Below are 15,784 nucleotides of genomic sequence, written 5' to 3'. Positions count from 1 at the left end.
TTACCTGTTTGAAAGCAAGGCTGCTGAATATTGATCTAGATAAATTGTACAACCAGCATGCAATTGCAAGATACTTGCAGGATAAAGATTACTAACCGGTTGTTCAATTGTATTTTTTACTGCTGTTGCTTTCCTGCTGTCGGGCACTGAGCAAATAATATTTTTTGATTTTAAAATTTGTTTTACCGACATGCTGATGGCTTGTTGCGGTACTTCTTCCAACGATTTAAACCATCCTTCACCCAATTGCTGTTGCCTGCATGCGGCATCCAATTGTACAACAATATAGGGGTCATCAGTTTCAAAGTCTGCAGGCGGATCATTAAAAGCAAGATGACCATTTTCTCCAATCCCCACCAGCGCCACATCAACCGGATGCTGTGCTATTAAATCGTTCAGGCGGGCGCACTCTGCTGCTGCGTTTGTTTCTCCATCAATTAAATACACCGCTTGTAAGGGTGGCAGTTTTGATAAAAATCTTTCCCGCAAATATTTTCTAAAACTCGCAGGATGTGTTACCGGCAAACCAATGTATTCATCCAGGTGAAACATGGTTACCTTGCTCCAGTCAATATCCTTTTCAATAATTAATTGGTTGATGGTTTCAAACTGGCTTGCACCCGTTGCCATGATGATATTAGCTGTGCCATTTTTTGCAATGGCCTCATGGATCAGTTGCGCAGCAACTGCTCCGGCAGTTTTACCCAGTTCAACAAGAGACGCAACTATTTTTACATCCATTATAATCAGAGTTTAGTATTGTTAACCGTGAAGACCTTAAAAATTGAATTCGCCGCATTCACCACTCACCGCTGACCACACCACTCACATCCTCACCTGTGTATTACCCCCATTTGCTAAAGAGATATCAACGGGCACATTTGTCTTCCACGAACCGGACGTAAAATCAGGTACATCAATTGAATTGGAGCGATGGGCTACGGAAAACTCGCTTAACGGTGCAATAGAACTCCAGAGCGCCGCATCATACACATCCATATCTACCGGCAGCCCGTTTCTTAAACAATCAATCGTACGCCAGTCCATTAAAAAATCCATGCCGCCATGTCCGCCAACCTGTTTCGCCATTTCTCCTACTTTTTTTACAATGTTGGGCGTGTACTGATCTTCTATTTTTTTATAGGCTGCTTCATCCAGCCAGTCTTCATGACCAAACGCAATGCGGCCCGGCAGCGGATATTTTATGCAGGAACCTTTGGTACCACTTATTTTATGAATGCGGGAATATACATTGGGCGAGGTCACATCATGCTGCAGCATAATGGTACTTCCCTTGTTTGTACGAATGGTGGTAGTATTCATATTTCCCCTGAATTTTTTACCGGCAAAAGGTTTATAAAAATCATCTTTGGCAGCCAGTTCTTTTGCTTCGGCACCCATCTGAAAATCTTTACCCGATACCGCCACCAGGAAATCCATTTTATCACCACGGTTAATATTCATGGCCTGCGCCACGGGTCCCAGGCCATGCGTAGGATACAAATTACCATTCCTGAAATTTTCTTTCAGCCGCCACATATCATAGTATTTTTCTTTGCTGAAATTGCCTTCCAGCAATGTGTGCAGGTAGGCGCCTTCGCCATGAACAATCTCACCAAACAATCCCTGTCGTGCCATATTCAATGTAAGCAGTTCAAAAAAGTCGTAACAACAATTTTCGAGTATGATGCAGTGCCTGCGGGTTTGTTCTGACACATGTACCAGCTGCCAGCATTCTTCTATCGTCTTAGCTGCAGGTACTTCCACGCATACATGTTTGCCTTGTTGCATAGCATACACTGCCATGGGTGTGTGGAGAGCCCAGGGCGTTGCGATGTAGACCAAATCAATGTCTTTGCGGTCACACATCTTTTTCCATTCATCCGTTCTGCCCGTATAAATATCCGGCTGATGTATCGTGCCTTCGAGCGATTTTTTTACGGCATTTACTTTAGCTGTCCTGATGTCGCACAGTGCCTTTATTTCTGTACCGTCAATATGCGTCATCCTTTCCACCGCAGCCGGACCGCGGTTACCCAGGCCAATAAAACCAATCCGCACCGTATCTATTTTTGGTGCAGCAAAACCACACATGTTGAAATGACTGGCATTGCTTTCCGGAAAATAGTAAGGCAGTTCTGCGGCAGCTTGCAGCACAGCGGCGCCGGCAACACCAACACCGGTAAGACCTGAATATTTTAAAAAACTTCTGCGGTTACTTTTCATTGAAATTTATTTTTTCTGCAGTAATTTATGTGGCTTATTTTTTCAACCATTTATCAAACCAGGCAAAAGCTTCTGCCTGCATCTTCTCATCAAACTTATGGGGACCGGGATAATAAGAACAGTTAAAATGATTGGCTGCGCCTGCTTTTGCATACACATCCCGTAAAATTTTATCCGCTGCTTTCATCTCCGGCAGCGTATACAAATCATCCTGTTCATCATTTAATACCAGCGTTGCAAGCGGTGCACGCAAGCCTAAAATTTCAGGGAAGTCCAGTTCGTTGGGCAACAGGGGTACGTACACCATCCAGGTATGCGTAAAAGATTTATGCAGTACAAAATCTTTCCAGGTTGTCATGAATCCAACGCAAACGGCACACTTGATTCTTGGGTCGAGTCCACCCATAAAAACGGTTCTTAATCCGCCGCCGGATAAGCCGCCGCAACCAATCCGGCTGGCATCCACATCTTCACGCTCACATAAAACATCCAGCGCTATTTTATCTTCTGCAAAGAAAACACCCGGCCAGGTTGTACCTGCACTAAACAATGATTTCGCCATAATATGTTCATGCTCGCCGGCCCATTTATTATAAGCTGCAATGCCATCTGCATTTTGCAGATCAGGATCTGTTAATCCATACCGCATTTTTTCAGGCACATCCTGCAGCATTACCTTTCTGCTGGCAAACGTAAAAGCATCCGCCACCAACACAACGTAGCCTCTTTTCGCCATTTCGTTGGCCCAGGCAAAACCTTCATAATATTCTTTCTGATGGTCAGCCATCAAAGCCAATTGCCGGTCGGATGTTTTCGTGATTTTTTTTGTACCGAAAAATTTATTGCCGCCATGATCGTGAAAGGCTAGAATGGCGGGCAGCTTGCCCTTTGCATTGACCGGCTTTAACACAATGGCTTCAGTAGCCCGGCCATAAGGCAATTGCCAGTTTAACTCTTCTATATGCAAGCCATCGTAGTCATATTGTTTTACCATATTTATCGCAGGCTTATTGCCAATAAACGGCACAGCCATACGGTCAGTCACCTGTTTTTTTGCAGTCTTTCGCCAGGCATCCAGGTTGGCAAATTCTTGTTTACGGAAGGATAAGGAAGGCAATTTATCCTTGCGCAAGCCTGCGGCCCAATCGCCATACTGGCCGATGATACTAAGGCTGGCATTATTTTGATTATTGTTTTCCATGGCAGAAAAATTATTTACAGCGGATAAATTTTCAGGAGGAGAAGGGAAAATGTTTTCAACAGGAGATAATCCTTTCAGCGATCCGCCTCCTGCAATACCCAGGCAGGCGAGACTACCCAACTTTAAAAATTGGCGGCGTTTATTTTCCATCTCTATTTTTTTAAAAGTTCAAAATAAACAATTTCAACAGTAACCAACCCGCTGTGGATGCATCCAAACCCATCGGATACGTGGTTAGTAGAAAATACTTTTACCTGTCACTGTCCGCTGCGGGGAAAATACACATTCACTTCAGGATGCATTGTATACAACCTATAGGCCTTGCCGTCATTCACTATTATGCCACTTGATTTATCGTTGCTAACAATAGGATTTTTAGCATATTTTTTCCAGTGCACCAGGTCTTTCGAAACAGCTACGTTGGTACTCCATTCGTGCCAGTCTTTAAAAGCAGATGCATGGTAATATCCATAATACAATCCATCATATTTTATAACCTGGTTCATGGCAACTGCATACTGGTCGTAGGTTTCAGGGCCCATCTTCAGTACCGGATCATCCTGCATATTTGTCCATACCTTACAATCGGCTGAAGTGGCCAGCCAGATTCCAAGATCATCCCTTTCATACAAAAGGTACCAAAGGTTATTTTCTTTCAATACACAGGGAGTACCAAAAGGTCCTTTCGAAATAGAGGTACCGTCTTTACGGCGTATATCCAGGTTGCCCTGCTCAGTCCAGTGAATGCGGTCGGTTGAAGTTAGCATATGCGCCGTATCTCCCCTGCCTTCTGCAAACATGTAATACACACCGGCTGATTTTACAACACACATATCTTCCACCCAGCCGCCGCTGTATACAGGATTGTCTTTGTACCTCGTCCAGGTAAGGCCATCCCCTGAGGTGGCATAGCCTAAATGTTTTATATCACTGGTGTCAGTATAGCCGGTATACCAGAGATGGTAGCGGTTGTCTTCTCTAATTATATAGCCCCGCTCCCTGATATTTTTATCCCATGTATCAGCACCTGTTCCCCCAAATAGCGGGTTATTTTTGTAAGGAGTAAATTCAACAAGAGCTTTGGCAAAACCATCGCTGGTATACTTTGACAACCGTTGAGCGGTAGCGTATTGAAGAATAGTTATCGCTGATAAAATAAGAAAAGCAGGTTTGTACATATTGGTTATTCTTATTGTTGAAAGTAACTATTTTTTCTTTATCTGCAACGGTTCTTTCATTACCGGCGGCCTCGATTCATTTCACTTATCAATCGGTTGCTGATTTATCAAAAACCGGCAACTAATGGCAGCTATGTAGAAAACCATGCTACGTGGCGGTCGATCTTTCTTTAATTCGCACTATTGTAAACTTTTCGCAATCGGATGTGTTTTGTATCATCAACAACAATTCTGCATTTTGAAAATATTGCTTACAGGCGCCACTGGCTACATTGCGCAACGATTATTACCCGAATTACTTAGTGCAGATCACTATGTGTATTGCTGTGTAAGAGACAAAGGACGTTTTGACTTACAAAAGTTTGATGACCCTGATATTGCTGTGATTGAAGTTGATTTGTTACAGGAAGCCACTTTACAAAATATTCCTGCAGATATTGACATCGCTTATTACCTGGTGCATTCTATGAGTACGGGCACGGGAGACTTTGAAAAAATGGAAGCGGCATCGGCGGAAAATTTTAAAAGGCGAATGGCGCAAACAAGTGTAAAACAGGTCATCTATCTTACGGGCATTGTAAACGAACAGCACTTATCAAAACACCTTCAATCCAGGCAACAGGTAGAAGAAATTTTAAAAACAGGACCTTACGCTTTTACCGCTTTGCGTGCCGGTATCATAGTAGGGTCAGGCAGCGCTTCTTTTGAAATTATCCGCGACCTGGTGGAGAAGCTGCCCGTGATGGTTACACCAAGATGGCTGAATACCAAAACGCAACCGATTGCCATTCGGGATGTGGTTGCCTATTTAAAAGGCGTTATTGGCTTGCCGCAGGCACTCGATACCAGTTTCGACATCAGCAGCGGCGAAGTGTTTACTTATAAAGAATTATTGCTAAAATTTGCTTCGGTAAGAGGCCTCAAAAGAAAAATTATTGTGCTGCCTGTGCTAACGCCACGGTTGTCATCCTACTGGTTGTATTTTGTTACATCTACCAGTTATCAGCTGGCTAAAAATTTAGTAGACAGTATGAAGGTAGAAGTAATTGGTAAACCCAATAACCTGGGCGAGCTCCTGCACATCACTCCCACGCCTTATGAAAAAGCCATTGAACTGGCCTTTGTAAAAATTGAAAACGACCAGGTGCTTTCCAGCTGGAAAGATGCACTCAGCAGCAACATTTTGTACAAAGGTTTAACTGCTCATCTGCAGGTGCCAAAAGAAGGTACTTACAAGGACAAAAGAAAAATGAAGGTAACAGATGTGCAAAAAACAATGGATAAGATATGGCGCATCGGTGGTGCCAACGGCTGGTATTATGGCCGTTGGCTCTGGATTACAAGAGGCTTGATGGATAAGATGGTGGGCGGTGTAGGCCTGCGCCGGGGCAGAAGAAGCCCAACGCAATTGTATCCCGGGCAGGCACTTGATTTTTGGCGGGTTCTGATTGCAAGTAAAGAAGATAAACGCCTGTTGCTGTACGCAGAAATGAAATTACCCGGCGAGGCCTGGCTTGAATTTTTTATCAATGAAAATAATGAGTTGGAGCAAACAGCTACGTTCCGCCCGCTGGGCTTGAGCGGCAGGTTGTACTGGCTGGCGGTGTTGCCTTTTCATGGTTTTATTTTCAGGGGCATGTTAAAAGCTTTGAGTGAATAGCATGTAACTCTCCCCCGACGAGGATTATAATTCTTTCAATAAATATTTATTGCTGTTTAAAAAATGAATGACCGAAATCAAGTATTGCTTTGATAACGATCATTGTAATGAAAGGTATAAAACAATCTATTTGTAAAAATACCGCTCATGACAACAGCAACATTAAAAGAAGCCGCAATAAATACTGATACGATCGGCATCATTTGCCAGCGAAGGGCTGTAAGAAAATACAAGGATAAACCGGTAAGCATTGAACTGATCGAAAAAATCCTGGATGCCGGCAGAATGGCGCCATCGGCAATCAACAAACAACCCTGGAAATTTTTTATTCTTACCCGTAGGGAAACCATCCGGCACTTTTCAAAAGAAATTAAGAAAGTAGCAGTAAAAGATTTTGTAAAGGCAGGTCCTGCACAAATATTAAAAACAGTTACCCATTTGTTGCATTTTTTGCCAGGAGCTATCGAGTTGTTTAAAAGTTCGGACCATGTATTCTATGGTGCTCCCGTAGTGATTTTTATTACCGCACCGGCCGATAATGAATGGGCTTCGCTGGATGTGGGCATGTGTGCGCAAAACATGATGCTGGCGGCGAAAGCAATGGGCCTTGACAGTTGCCCGGTAGGATTTGGAAAGTACGTAGAACACACCAAAATCTATTCCCTGTTGACTATACCTAAATCGGATGAAGTGAAGCTGGCGCTTATTTTTGGCTATGGTAATGAAACCCCGGAAATGCACAAACGTGTCCGTAACAATGCCTTTTTTATAGATGGAAAAACGCCGGCCGAAAAACAATAAGTCAGGCAGTACGCCTGTTTTTTAGCAGCCAGTACAAACCCTTCACATTTGCTTTCCATTGCGGCAGCAACAAAATCAATATGATTTCTTCCGCAAGATCAGCAGCAGTAAATAAAGCTGCGGTATAAAATAACCAGTACACAGGCTGTTGCAGAAAAAATAACAGGATAAAGAATACGCCCTGGAACAAGGCCGACAGTTTGGCAAGGTAAGTATGAAAGCTGCTCGTTTTACCATACCGGCTAAACGCCAGTACGTTTTGCACAAGAAACAAAACCAATAGCAAAATAAATATTGCCTTCTGCTCCCTCACAAATGCCATCTTAAAAAATACAACTCCAGCCATTGCCGCTACAATGGTAAGATCATCTGCAACAGAATCAAGCCTGGCTCCAAAAAGGCTTGTTACCTTTAATTTACGGGCCAGGTAACCATCCACCGTATCTGTTAAAAAACTCAGTGCCAGCAGCCATTTAAATATGTCAGACTGCCCAAGACTGATCAGCAAAATAAGCACCAGCGAAGATATCAGCCGGTACAATGTAATGCCGTTGATAAGGTAATAACGTAATCCGCCCCCATATTTGTTAGTTGCCTTATTCATTCATACTGTTGTTTTCGCCGATCTCCATCGTTTTAATTGTGGCAGACTATTTACTGCTATGTCAATTATTTGCTGATCGATCTTTCGGTTTTCCATTTGCAGCCTAACTACCGAAGTCATTTCATTCAATGTCATTTTTGGATTAATGAACGCTCCTTGCTGGTAGCAATACGTGCAGTATTCCTGGCTTTTTGAACCATCCATTTCGGTCCCCTGGAGGGCGGGGTCGTCAATGGGCATGCTGCAACTTTGACAAAACAATTTCTGTTCCATACTGTCTCATTTTAAAAGATGAAGTGGTTTAAGTATTCATTGCAAGTGTGCAATTTTGATAATTGGTTATTATCATTAAAGTTATACATACATGGAAAATTCTTCAATGACGGGAGTTAATACGTTACATGATGAAAGTCAATTTAAAGCCCTATGCAAAACACGACTTCTGGTTAAAAAAATTGAACGGTTTTACTGTACCGTAAAACCATATCGTAACGAAACCCTCAGGTAGTGATAGTTCTTATTTACAACATCAAAATTGCGATACTGGTTTTGCAAAGTCATTAAACCTGGCTCCGCACAAACTGAAAAATTATTCTTTAATCTGAATCTTATTTCGCTGGTAATACTGTGCATAAAGTAATTGGCCGTATTTCCATTGATGGTTCTTAACCAGCCGCCCCTGTAACTGATGGTGTAAAAAAAATGTTTTGCTATACCAAAAGTGCAACTGCCATTTATAGCAATACCAGCACAGTAATCATAATTTCTTTCTTTATAAAAATAGATATCAGGTACCGCAGCCAGCAATATCAGCCCGGTACCTGCGGCAGTATTTATCTTTAGATTTTTTGAGGCCGAAAATTCAGATAGCAAATGCAAACGGATACTTTCAGCACTGTAGAAAAAAGCTTCGTTATTGATATAATCGTAATTGGCAGACAATAAAAGTAAATGGCGGTCCTTGTCTTTCGACTTAATCCGCCAGCCCTTTAATGAGCCGTAGACACTGGCGATATTTACTTTGGAACTGTCATCATTTGAAAATTCGGCGTTGACGGCAATATTGCTGAAAGGCGTTTTGTAATTTTCAAAAGGGGTGCCATACAACAATTTCACATGGCCATAGAGGGTAAATGCTGCGTTCAAATTCGTGCTTTTAAATCTGCGCAATCCTACGTCAAATTCGGTGTATACTTTAGCTGAATCCCGTTCAGCTGAATTGGCCATCACTTTGCCCCATTGCCCGTTTACTATGCGGTTAAAACCATTCACAGGGTTAATCATAAAAGCCAGCACTTCACTCGTTTGCCTTCTGAAGCCACGCTTGCGGTTATCAACCATTTTTTGAGATAAACGGTAAGTCATCTCACCCAGCACAACACCACCGAAACCAGTATTGATAAGGTCGTTTGGAGCAGGCGCCTGCACTTCTGAAAATGTTTCCCACAAATAACTGCCAACAAAAGTCGCCGGAACGGACTGCCAAAAACTATATCCATTTGCCCTGAAAGCACTGTAAAACTGGCTGCCATGATAAGGGTGACCAAACTGGTTGGTGGTAAAACCGTCACCATCCCAAACCCAGCTACCCGGGCTTAAATTATCGCCAATGGTTTTAAAGGAAATGCGGGTATAATCTACTTTCCGGATGTATTGATCTACTAAAAAAGGAGTGGTTTCTGCCAGCATCAGCTCCAGCACAGCCCGGCCAAATCTTTTTTCAACAATGCTGTCACTGAATTTATTTTCAGGCACACTGTCAATGGCATAAACCTCTTTTCTATCAGCGAAGTCACCACCAAAAACCGGGACTGCAGAAGTGAAAAAAGTAAGAGTTGAAATAAGGTAAAGGATTACCCAGGCTTTATGTTTTTTGATGAAAGGAGCAACAGGCAACATTTTAGAAAAGTTTAACCTGCTTAACATTATTCCTTTTAAGCAGGGGTACGTGAAAGCCTGCACCGGCTAAACGCCAAACGGATAAGTTTCAGGCACCTGGTTTCCGTCTGGTTCAATGTGCAGCGGATGCAAGGCATTTGTTTCATCCAGGAAAATAAAAGCATTGTAACGCAGTGGTAAAATGGTAGGCACGTAGTTGCCGTATTGTTCATACTGCGGATTGTATACCACCCCAATCGCCCGGTGACCGATGTGATTTTCCATGAACATATCATTGCCTGTAAAATCATCCATCAGCAATAATTTATTTTCTGCACCGGTCTGATGCAACAAGTATTCCCAACTGCCCCTGGCAGCCTCCGGCATTTGAATAGATTGCATTGCAGCACCCCAGCTTCGTCCCGCCATTACTGATCCTTTATAAGAACCAAAGCCAACAAGAAAAACACCCTTATCGTGGTGCTGCAGCCTTGCCAGTTCCCCAATGTTAAACATGCCTTCTTCAGCCATATCGGTGGCCCTTGCATCGCCTACATGCGTGTTATGTTCCCATACAATTGCTTTGGAATTTTCACCGTGAAAATTCAGCAGCCGTTCCAGCGTATCGGCCATATGCCTGTCCCGGATGTTCCAGCTGTGGGGCCCTCCTTTGATCATAGCACGATAATATTTTTCCGCTTCTACCGCAACGAGCGCATTCTGTTCGGCATTAAAAACATTTTCATGATCGGTATTATATGACGGCATTTTATTACGAATCTCTTTTAACAAGGCCACCACATCTGCCTGGCACAAATCCGGCACAAACTGGGATGCCCTTGCATAAGACTGGCCTTCATCTTTGCTGTATGGTTCGAAGCATTTATACGCGTTTTCTGCAACCCTTAAAGCAGCCCTGTCTGTTTTTTTAAGGTAATCCATAATGCTTTCCATACTTTCCCACAGGCTGTACACATCCAGGCCGTAGAAGCCGGCTTTTTTATTGGCAGGCAAGCCCTGGTTATGCAGTTGCAGCCAGTCTGCCAGCGCTGTAATTTCCCAGTTGGCCCACATCCAGGTTGGCCAGCGTCTGAAGGCCTGCAATATTTTCAGTGCACCTTTATCGGCAATGTCATATCCTTTTACAAAACGGTTCAGCCGGTAACAATCCGGCCAGTCACCTTCCACCGCAATAAAATCAAAACCCTTTTCTTCTATCAGCCGTTTGGTAATATGGGTGCGCCAGGTGTAGTATTCATGTGTACCATGACTTGCTTCGCCCAGCATCACGATCCTTGCATCTCCAATACTGTCGAAGAGGGGCTGCAGGTCTGCCTTGCTTTGCAGCGGGTAAGCTTTGCTTTTGATATAAGCCGTTGCATCTCTTTCATGAAACGACACTTCTTTTGTAAAATAACGGCGCATGATCTATAATTTACCTGTATTGCTGAAGTTGAACAACGGGTGCTCCAATAAGGATATGCAACCCGTTTTAATCCACCTACAAAGCAATTAAATTTTACAGTCATTTTTAATGTTGGTGATCAATATCAGAGTTGATTGCTGTCAGTATTCTTTTGTATTAAGCGGCTGCTTAATGAGGACCGTCAAAGGTTTATTTGACAGTGGTCATTGTATTTGGCAATGCCAAATAGTACGTTTGCATTGAGTTAACCCCAGGTTGTTTACAGAACACCAGATTGGAAAAGACCTTTATTTTATTATTCAACAAATTGATACTATGGATATGCTTTTTGATAAGGAAATAACCATCCCCGTTGGTGATCTGAAGGTGCAGGGATACCTGCAAATTCCTTTACACGCAAATGCCATCATCCTTTTTTCTCATGGTAGCGGAAGCAGCAGGTTAAGCAAGCGCAACCAGCAGGTAGCACAACAGTTGCAAAATAAAAATTTAGGCACGCTACTTTTTGATTTATTAACCGAGGAAGAAGACATGTATTACCGCAACCGCTTTAATATTGATTTATTAAGCAAAAGATTGGCCGGTGCGACTGAGTGGCTGAAATCACTTTCCGCCGCAAAAGAATGCCGCATCGGCTATTTTGGCGCCAGTACGGGAGCCGCCATTGCGCTAAAGGCTTCGGCTGTGTTGCCAGACATAGGCGCTGTAGTATCAAGAGGCGGAAGGCCCGATCTTGCAATGAGCAGTTTATCAAAAGTAACCGCCCCTACATTGTTGATTGTGGGCAGTTTGGATACCGAAGTAATTAAATTAAACAAAGAAGCTTACCTGCAATTAAAATGTAAAAAGAGTTTTGAAATCGTTGAAGGCGCATCGCATTTATTCGAAGAACAGGGCAAACTGGCTATAGTAGCTGAACTGGCCAGCCAATGGTTTGAAAAATATTTAACAACAAGCCGGGTGGCCGGATCAGTTTAATGCGACTTAATTAAAATGGAGTAGGAAAAATTAAATCAGGTAGATGTTCCAGGACAGAATAGAAGCTGGATTGCTGCTGGCAAAACAGCTGAGAAAATATAAAAATGACCCCGGCATTGTACTCGCTGTGCCCCGGGGAGGAGTACCGGTAGCTTATGTAGTTGCCAAAGAACTAGGTTTTCCGGTAGAACTGATACTTACCAAAAAGATCGGTCATCCAAACAACAGGGAATATGCCATTGGCGCAGCCAGCCTCACTGACTTTTTTGTTATCCTGCACGAAGATATACCACTGGATTATATCGAAACTGAAGTAAAAAAAATAAGGCAGAGATTAAAGGAAATGTATGGCAGTTTCATAAGCCATACAACCCCGGAAAAACTGGAAGGTAAAACGGTTATTGTGATAGACGACGGTGCGGCCACAGGCAACACTCTTTTGTCAACCGTACATGTGTTGCGCAAAAGCAAGCCTCGTAAAATAGTCATTGCTATCCCGGTTGCTTCGCAAAGCGCCGTTGACAAATTATCGCAGGTAGCCGATAATGTGGTTGTATTGCTTGTACCGCACAGGTTCTATGGCGTTGGCGCATTTTATAAAAGCTTTGAACAGGTAACTGATGAAGAAGTACAGCTATATCTGGATAAATTAAATGAACTTAAAAAAGCCGGATAGCCACAACGCTTAAATGTAATTATACGAAGAATGAAAGACAACACATCTTTCATTCTTTTGTACCGCTATTGAAAGCTTTCCCGTTATACCTTTACCGTACTAACAATATCTTCCTGCGGCTCCTTCTGTTTTTTAACCTGTTGCATCACCATCCGCTTAAGTTCTTTAAGCGTTTCTTTTGCTGAAGCTTTAAAGTTCTCCGTGCGGGACTTGGCTGTGATTGTATCAGCAAAAACGGCTAGTTTTATTTCGCAGATTTTATTTTCAGCGGCAATGATTTTATCATCCGCTTTCAGCAGCACTTCTGCAGAAGAGATGTCCCTGTTCAGGTGCGAAAGCTTCATCAGTTCGGCGCTGATTTCTTTTACCAGGTTTTCCGGTACGCCTTTAAATGGAGTTTGAAATTCAATTTTCATACTGATTGTTTTATAAATAATGATCTCTTTTTTTATAATAACTTTTACGGCAGTTACTGCTTCAACAATAATCACAGCCTGTGTAATAATTAATAAATCATGCTGGTTTCACAATCCAAAGGCATAATAATATATGCCCGAAATACCAGGATAAATGCCTTCCAGCAGAACGCCTTCTTTACTGTCTTGTAAAGAGCGGATAAATTCATCCGTATTATTCACCGGCTTTCTGTTCACTTTCGTAACAATAAAACCTTCCTGCATTTGGGTTGTGCGGCCAATTGTTCCGTCGTTAATGGTGGTGATTTTTACGCCACCAGCCAGGTGCAACATTTCTTTTTCTTTAGCGGAAAGATTGGCTATTCCGACACCCAATTTTTTCAACAGCTCGGTGGATGGAGTTACAGTTTCGGATGGTAACTGTTCTGGCATTAACGTTACCTCTATCATTTTTTCTTTTCCGTTTCTTATCAATGTCAACTGCAGCTTTTCACCGGGCTTGTATCTTGCAATTACTTCCCGAAGTTGCGTAGCTGTTTCTACTTCGTGCAGCCCCACCTTTGTAATTACATCTTTAGGAAGAATACCAGCCTTGGCTGCTGCGCTGGTTTGCTGAATGCTGTCTACCATAACGCCTGTGGTATTAGCTATGCCCAGCATTTTAGCTTTTGCACCATTCATATCACTTATAATAATACCCAGGTAGCCACGCATTACTTTTCCATACCTTAACAAATCATCAATGGTTTTCTTTACTATTTCAACTGGTATGGCAAAAGCGTAGCCTGCATAAACACCCGTTGGGGTTGAAATGGCAGCGTTAATTCCAATCAGCTTACCATTAATGTCTACAAGTGCACCACCGCTGTTGCCGGGGTTTACCGCGGCATCTGTTTGTATAAATGATTCAATGGCTGACTTGTCAGAAATGATATTGATGTTTCTTGCTTTGGCGCTTACTATCCCTGCCGTTACGGTAGAAGCCAAATTAAAAGGATTGCCCACAGCCAGTACCAAATCGCCTACTTCAACCGAATCTGAATTACCAAATTCGATAAACTCTAATTTTTGTTCATCAATTTTCAACAAAGCAAGATCTGTGGCCGGATCAGTACCAACTATACCGGCCTTATAACTACGCTGATCGTGCAATATCACTTCAATACTGTCTGCATCAGAAACAACATGGTAGTTGGTAACAATATACCCGTCGTTACTTACAATTACGCCTGAAGCACTACCCATCCTTACGCCCACATCATCCTGCTGACGAAAATACCGCCGCCATAATTCATCCCCGAAAAAATCTTTAAAAAAATCGGGCATATTATTTTGCGCTTTTACGGACACAGAAGATTTAATGTGCACAACGCCCGGGGTTGCCTTTTTAGCCGCATACCTAAAATTAAATACTCCCGGGACAGAAGGATTGAATGACAGCTGGCCCTCATTTTTAATGCCCTGCTGCTGTTTTTCTTCAAACGTAGTAACGGTTGTTTTACCACTCAGCACGGCACTTTTCCTAGCCTGTCCATGACATCCTGCCAATAACAAACAGGCAGCCATCAATATTAGCAGCAACTTTTTCATTTATTCTGATTTATTGAACTTATTCAGGTGCGGTGTTTCTTGATTAAAGGACAATTTTTATTCACAGCTATGGCGGCATTCCAACACTATTTATGGGCGATAAAAACAGGTACTTTATGTGTTGCAATAATATCCTGTACAAAACTCTTTTTAAACAGCTGCAAAAACTCAGTGCCGCCATAAGATCCGCTTACCAGAATTGATGACTTCCTTTCTGCCATCCAGAAACTAAAATGCTTTTTAGGATCCACATTCAATTTATATAAGGTAAGATCGCTGAAATGCCTTGCGGCTAATTCCTCTATCTGAATTATATCCGGAAAATCAACGTCACTATCCGGGCTGGCGTATACGAGCAGTGTCTCATGATCAGTCAGTTCAGGAAAAATATAGGCAAACTGTTTAATAGCAAACAGGGCTTCTTCGCTGCCATCGTAGGCCAGTACGGTACTTTCCGGAAATTCAAAATGTTCCGGTACCAGTAACACCGGGCATTCCATGTGTTGCAACGCTTCTTTTAAATAGTGACGGGAAAACTGCAGCCCGGTATCCTGGTAAAATATTTCACTTCCCAAAATTACCAGGTCAGCAAAGCGGCTTTCATTTTTTAACTCCGGTAGCGCCAGTTCGTAAAAATCTTTGTGTACCCGAAAATCGATACCATTACCGATACAGCGTTTTTCAAAATGCGCAATATTCTGCTTTACCACTTCCGCTTCTTCCGTTTCCATTACGGGAGTAAACGGTGCACCAAGCGCATCACCATAACTCCAAACATTGGCCAGTTCGGTTTGGGGTAAAAAAACACCGGTCAATAACACGGGTTGTAACTCATTTAGTCTGCGGGCAAATTCAAAAGCGCCTTCAGAAAAATGAGTTCCTTCAAACGCTATGATTATCTTTTTCATAAATCATTTTTTATTAAAAGAAACTAATTAACACCATGAAATTATTTACGGCGGCAGCCATTTCAAATGACGCAGGGTAGATGAAACACTGATTGAGGTTAGTAAAACTGCGGCTGTTTTGTTAACAACCCAGCTTACCCGAAACACATTTGCCGGCGAGCATAAAACATGCATACATTTCAATACCCTTTTGTTATAACTGAATGATCACAATCAATATTTACGATGACGATGTTCATTGT

General features: G+C 42.5%; 15 protein-coding genes. 4 read left to right on the top strand and 11 right to left on the bottom strand.

Features of this window, described 5'->3' with window-relative positions; translation table 11 throughout:
- The 4 genes from QWZ08_RS01345 to QWZ08_RS01330 all read right to left on the bottom strand — a co-directional run bounded on the left by QWZ08_RS01345 (position 1) and on the right by QWZ08_RS01330 (position 4,605).
- Entirely contained in the window at positions 1 to 741 is a 741-nt protein-coding gene (locus QWZ08_RS01345) for a glucosamine-6-phosphate deaminase (protein WP_290335366.1), read from the bottom strand.
- Between the two features lie 84 nt (positions 742 to 825).
- Entirely contained in the window at positions 826 to 2,226 is a 1,401-nt protein-coding gene (locus QWZ08_RS01340) for a Gfo/Idh/MocA family protein (protein ID WP_290335365.1), read from the bottom strand.
- Positions 2,227 to 2,260: 34 nt separating this feature from the next.
- Positions 2,261 to 3,577, bottom strand: coding sequence for a dienelactone hydrolase family protein (locus QWZ08_RS01335; protein WP_290335364.1), 1,317 nt, complete (start codon positions 3,575 to 3,577; stop codon positions 2,261 to 2,263).
- Between the two features lie 107 nt (positions 3,578 to 3,684).
- Complete coding sequence (locus tag QWZ08_RS01330) at positions 3,685 to 4,605, bottom strand: glycoside hydrolase family protein (protein WP_290335363.1); 921 nt, start codon at positions 4,603 to 4,605, stop codon at positions 3,685 to 3,687.
- A 238-nt stretch (positions 4,606 to 4,843) separates the two neighbouring features.
- On the opposite strand from QWZ08_RS01330, the gene QWZ08_RS01325 reads away from it, so the two are divergent.
- Together QWZ08_RS01325 and QWZ08_RS01320 are read left to right on the top strand one after the other, a co-directional pair.
- On the top strand, positions 4,844 to 6,265 hold the full coding sequence (locus tag QWZ08_RS01325; protein ID WP_290335362.1) for an SDR family oxidoreductase: 1,422 nt from the start codon (positions 4,844 to 4,846) through the stop codon (positions 6,263 to 6,265).
- A 147-nt stretch (positions 6,266 to 6,412) separates the two neighbouring features.
- On the top strand, positions 6,413 to 7,066 hold the full coding sequence (locus tag QWZ08_RS01320) for a nitroreductase (RefSeq protein WP_290335361.1): 654 nt from the start codon (positions 6,413 to 6,415) through the stop codon (positions 7,064 to 7,066).
- Position 7,067: 1 nt separating this feature from the next.
- On the opposite strand, the gene QWZ08_RS01315 is transcribed toward QWZ08_RS01320, so the two are convergent.
- The 4 genes from QWZ08_RS01315 to QWZ08_RS01300 form a co-directional block, all read right to left on the bottom strand.
- The gene (locus QWZ08_RS01315) at positions 7,068 to 7,670 is read right to left on the bottom strand and encodes a CDP-alcohol phosphatidyltransferase family protein (RefSeq protein WP_290335360.1); all 603 of its coding nucleotides are present in this window, start codon (positions 7,668 to 7,670) and stop codon (positions 7,068 to 7,070) included.
- The gene (locus QWZ08_RS01310) at positions 7,671 to 7,943 is read right to left on the bottom strand and encodes a zinc ribbon domain-containing protein (protein ID WP_290335359.1); all 273 of its coding nucleotides are present in this window, start codon (positions 7,941 to 7,943) and stop codon (positions 7,671 to 7,673) included.
- A 192-nt stretch (positions 7,944 to 8,135) separates the two neighbouring features.
- On the bottom strand, positions 8,136 to 9,569 hold the full coding sequence (locus tag QWZ08_RS01305; RefSeq protein ID WP_290335358.1) for a DUF3943 domain-containing protein: 1,434 nt from the start codon (positions 9,567 to 9,569) through the stop codon (positions 8,136 to 8,138).
- A gap of 66 nt (positions 9,570 to 9,635) precedes the next feature.
- The gene (locus QWZ08_RS01300; protein ID WP_290335357.1) at positions 9,636 to 10,973 is read right to left on the bottom strand and encodes an erythromycin esterase family protein; all 1,338 of its coding nucleotides are present in this window, start codon (positions 10,971 to 10,973) and stop codon (positions 9,636 to 9,638) included.
- 316 nt (positions 10,974 to 11,289) lie between these two features.
- Here QWZ08_RS01300 and QWZ08_RS01295 point away from each other — a divergent pair, with 316 nt between their 5' ends.
- Both QWZ08_RS01295 and QWZ08_RS01290 read left to right on the top strand, forming a co-directional pair.
- Positions 11,290 to 11,952 (top strand): dienelactone hydrolase family protein, encoded by a 663-nt coding sequence (locus tag QWZ08_RS01295; protein WP_290335356.1) that lies wholly within the window; start codon positions 11,290 to 11,292, stop codon positions 11,950 to 11,952.
- Positions 11,953 to 11,995: 43 nt separating this feature from the next.
- Positions 11,996 to 12,628 carry a phosphoribosyltransferase gene (locus QWZ08_RS01290; RefSeq protein ID WP_290335354.1) on the top strand — a complete coding sequence of 211 codons (633 nt, stop codon included), beginning with the start codon at positions 11,996 to 11,998 and terminating at the stop codon, positions 12,626 to 12,628.
- 83 nt (positions 12,629 to 12,711) lie between these two features.
- On the opposite strand, the gene QWZ08_RS01285 is transcribed toward QWZ08_RS01290, so the two are convergent.
- The 3 genes from QWZ08_RS01285 to QWZ08_RS01275 all read right to left on the bottom strand — a co-directional run bounded on the left by QWZ08_RS01285 (position 12,712) and on the right by QWZ08_RS01275 (position 15,542).
- Entirely contained in the window at positions 12,712 to 13,044 is a 333-nt protein-coding gene (locus tag QWZ08_RS01285; protein WP_290335353.1) for a hypothetical protein, read from the bottom strand.
- Between the two features lie 108 nt (positions 13,045 to 13,152).
- The gene (locus tag QWZ08_RS01280; protein WP_290335352.1) at positions 13,153 to 14,634 is read right to left on the bottom strand and encodes a Do family serine endopeptidase; all 1,482 of its coding nucleotides are present in this window, start codon (positions 14,632 to 14,634) and stop codon (positions 13,153 to 13,155) included.
- An 86-nt stretch (positions 14,635 to 14,720) separates the two neighbouring features.
- Positions 14,721 to 15,542 carry a universal stress protein gene (locus QWZ08_RS01275; RefSeq protein ID WP_290335351.1) on the bottom strand — a complete coding sequence of 274 codons (822 nt, stop codon included), beginning with the start codon at positions 15,540 to 15,542 and terminating at the stop codon, positions 14,721 to 14,723.
- Between the last annotated feature and the right edge of the window lie 242 nt (positions 15,543 to 15,784).

Source organism: Ferruginibacter paludis (assembly GCF_030409685.1).
In the GTDB taxonomy this organism is placed as follows: Bacteria; Bacteroidota; Bacteroidia; order Chitinophagales; family Chitinophagaceae; genus Ferruginibacter; species Ferruginibacter paludis.
This window is presented reverse-complemented; position numbering and strand designations above follow the sequence as displayed.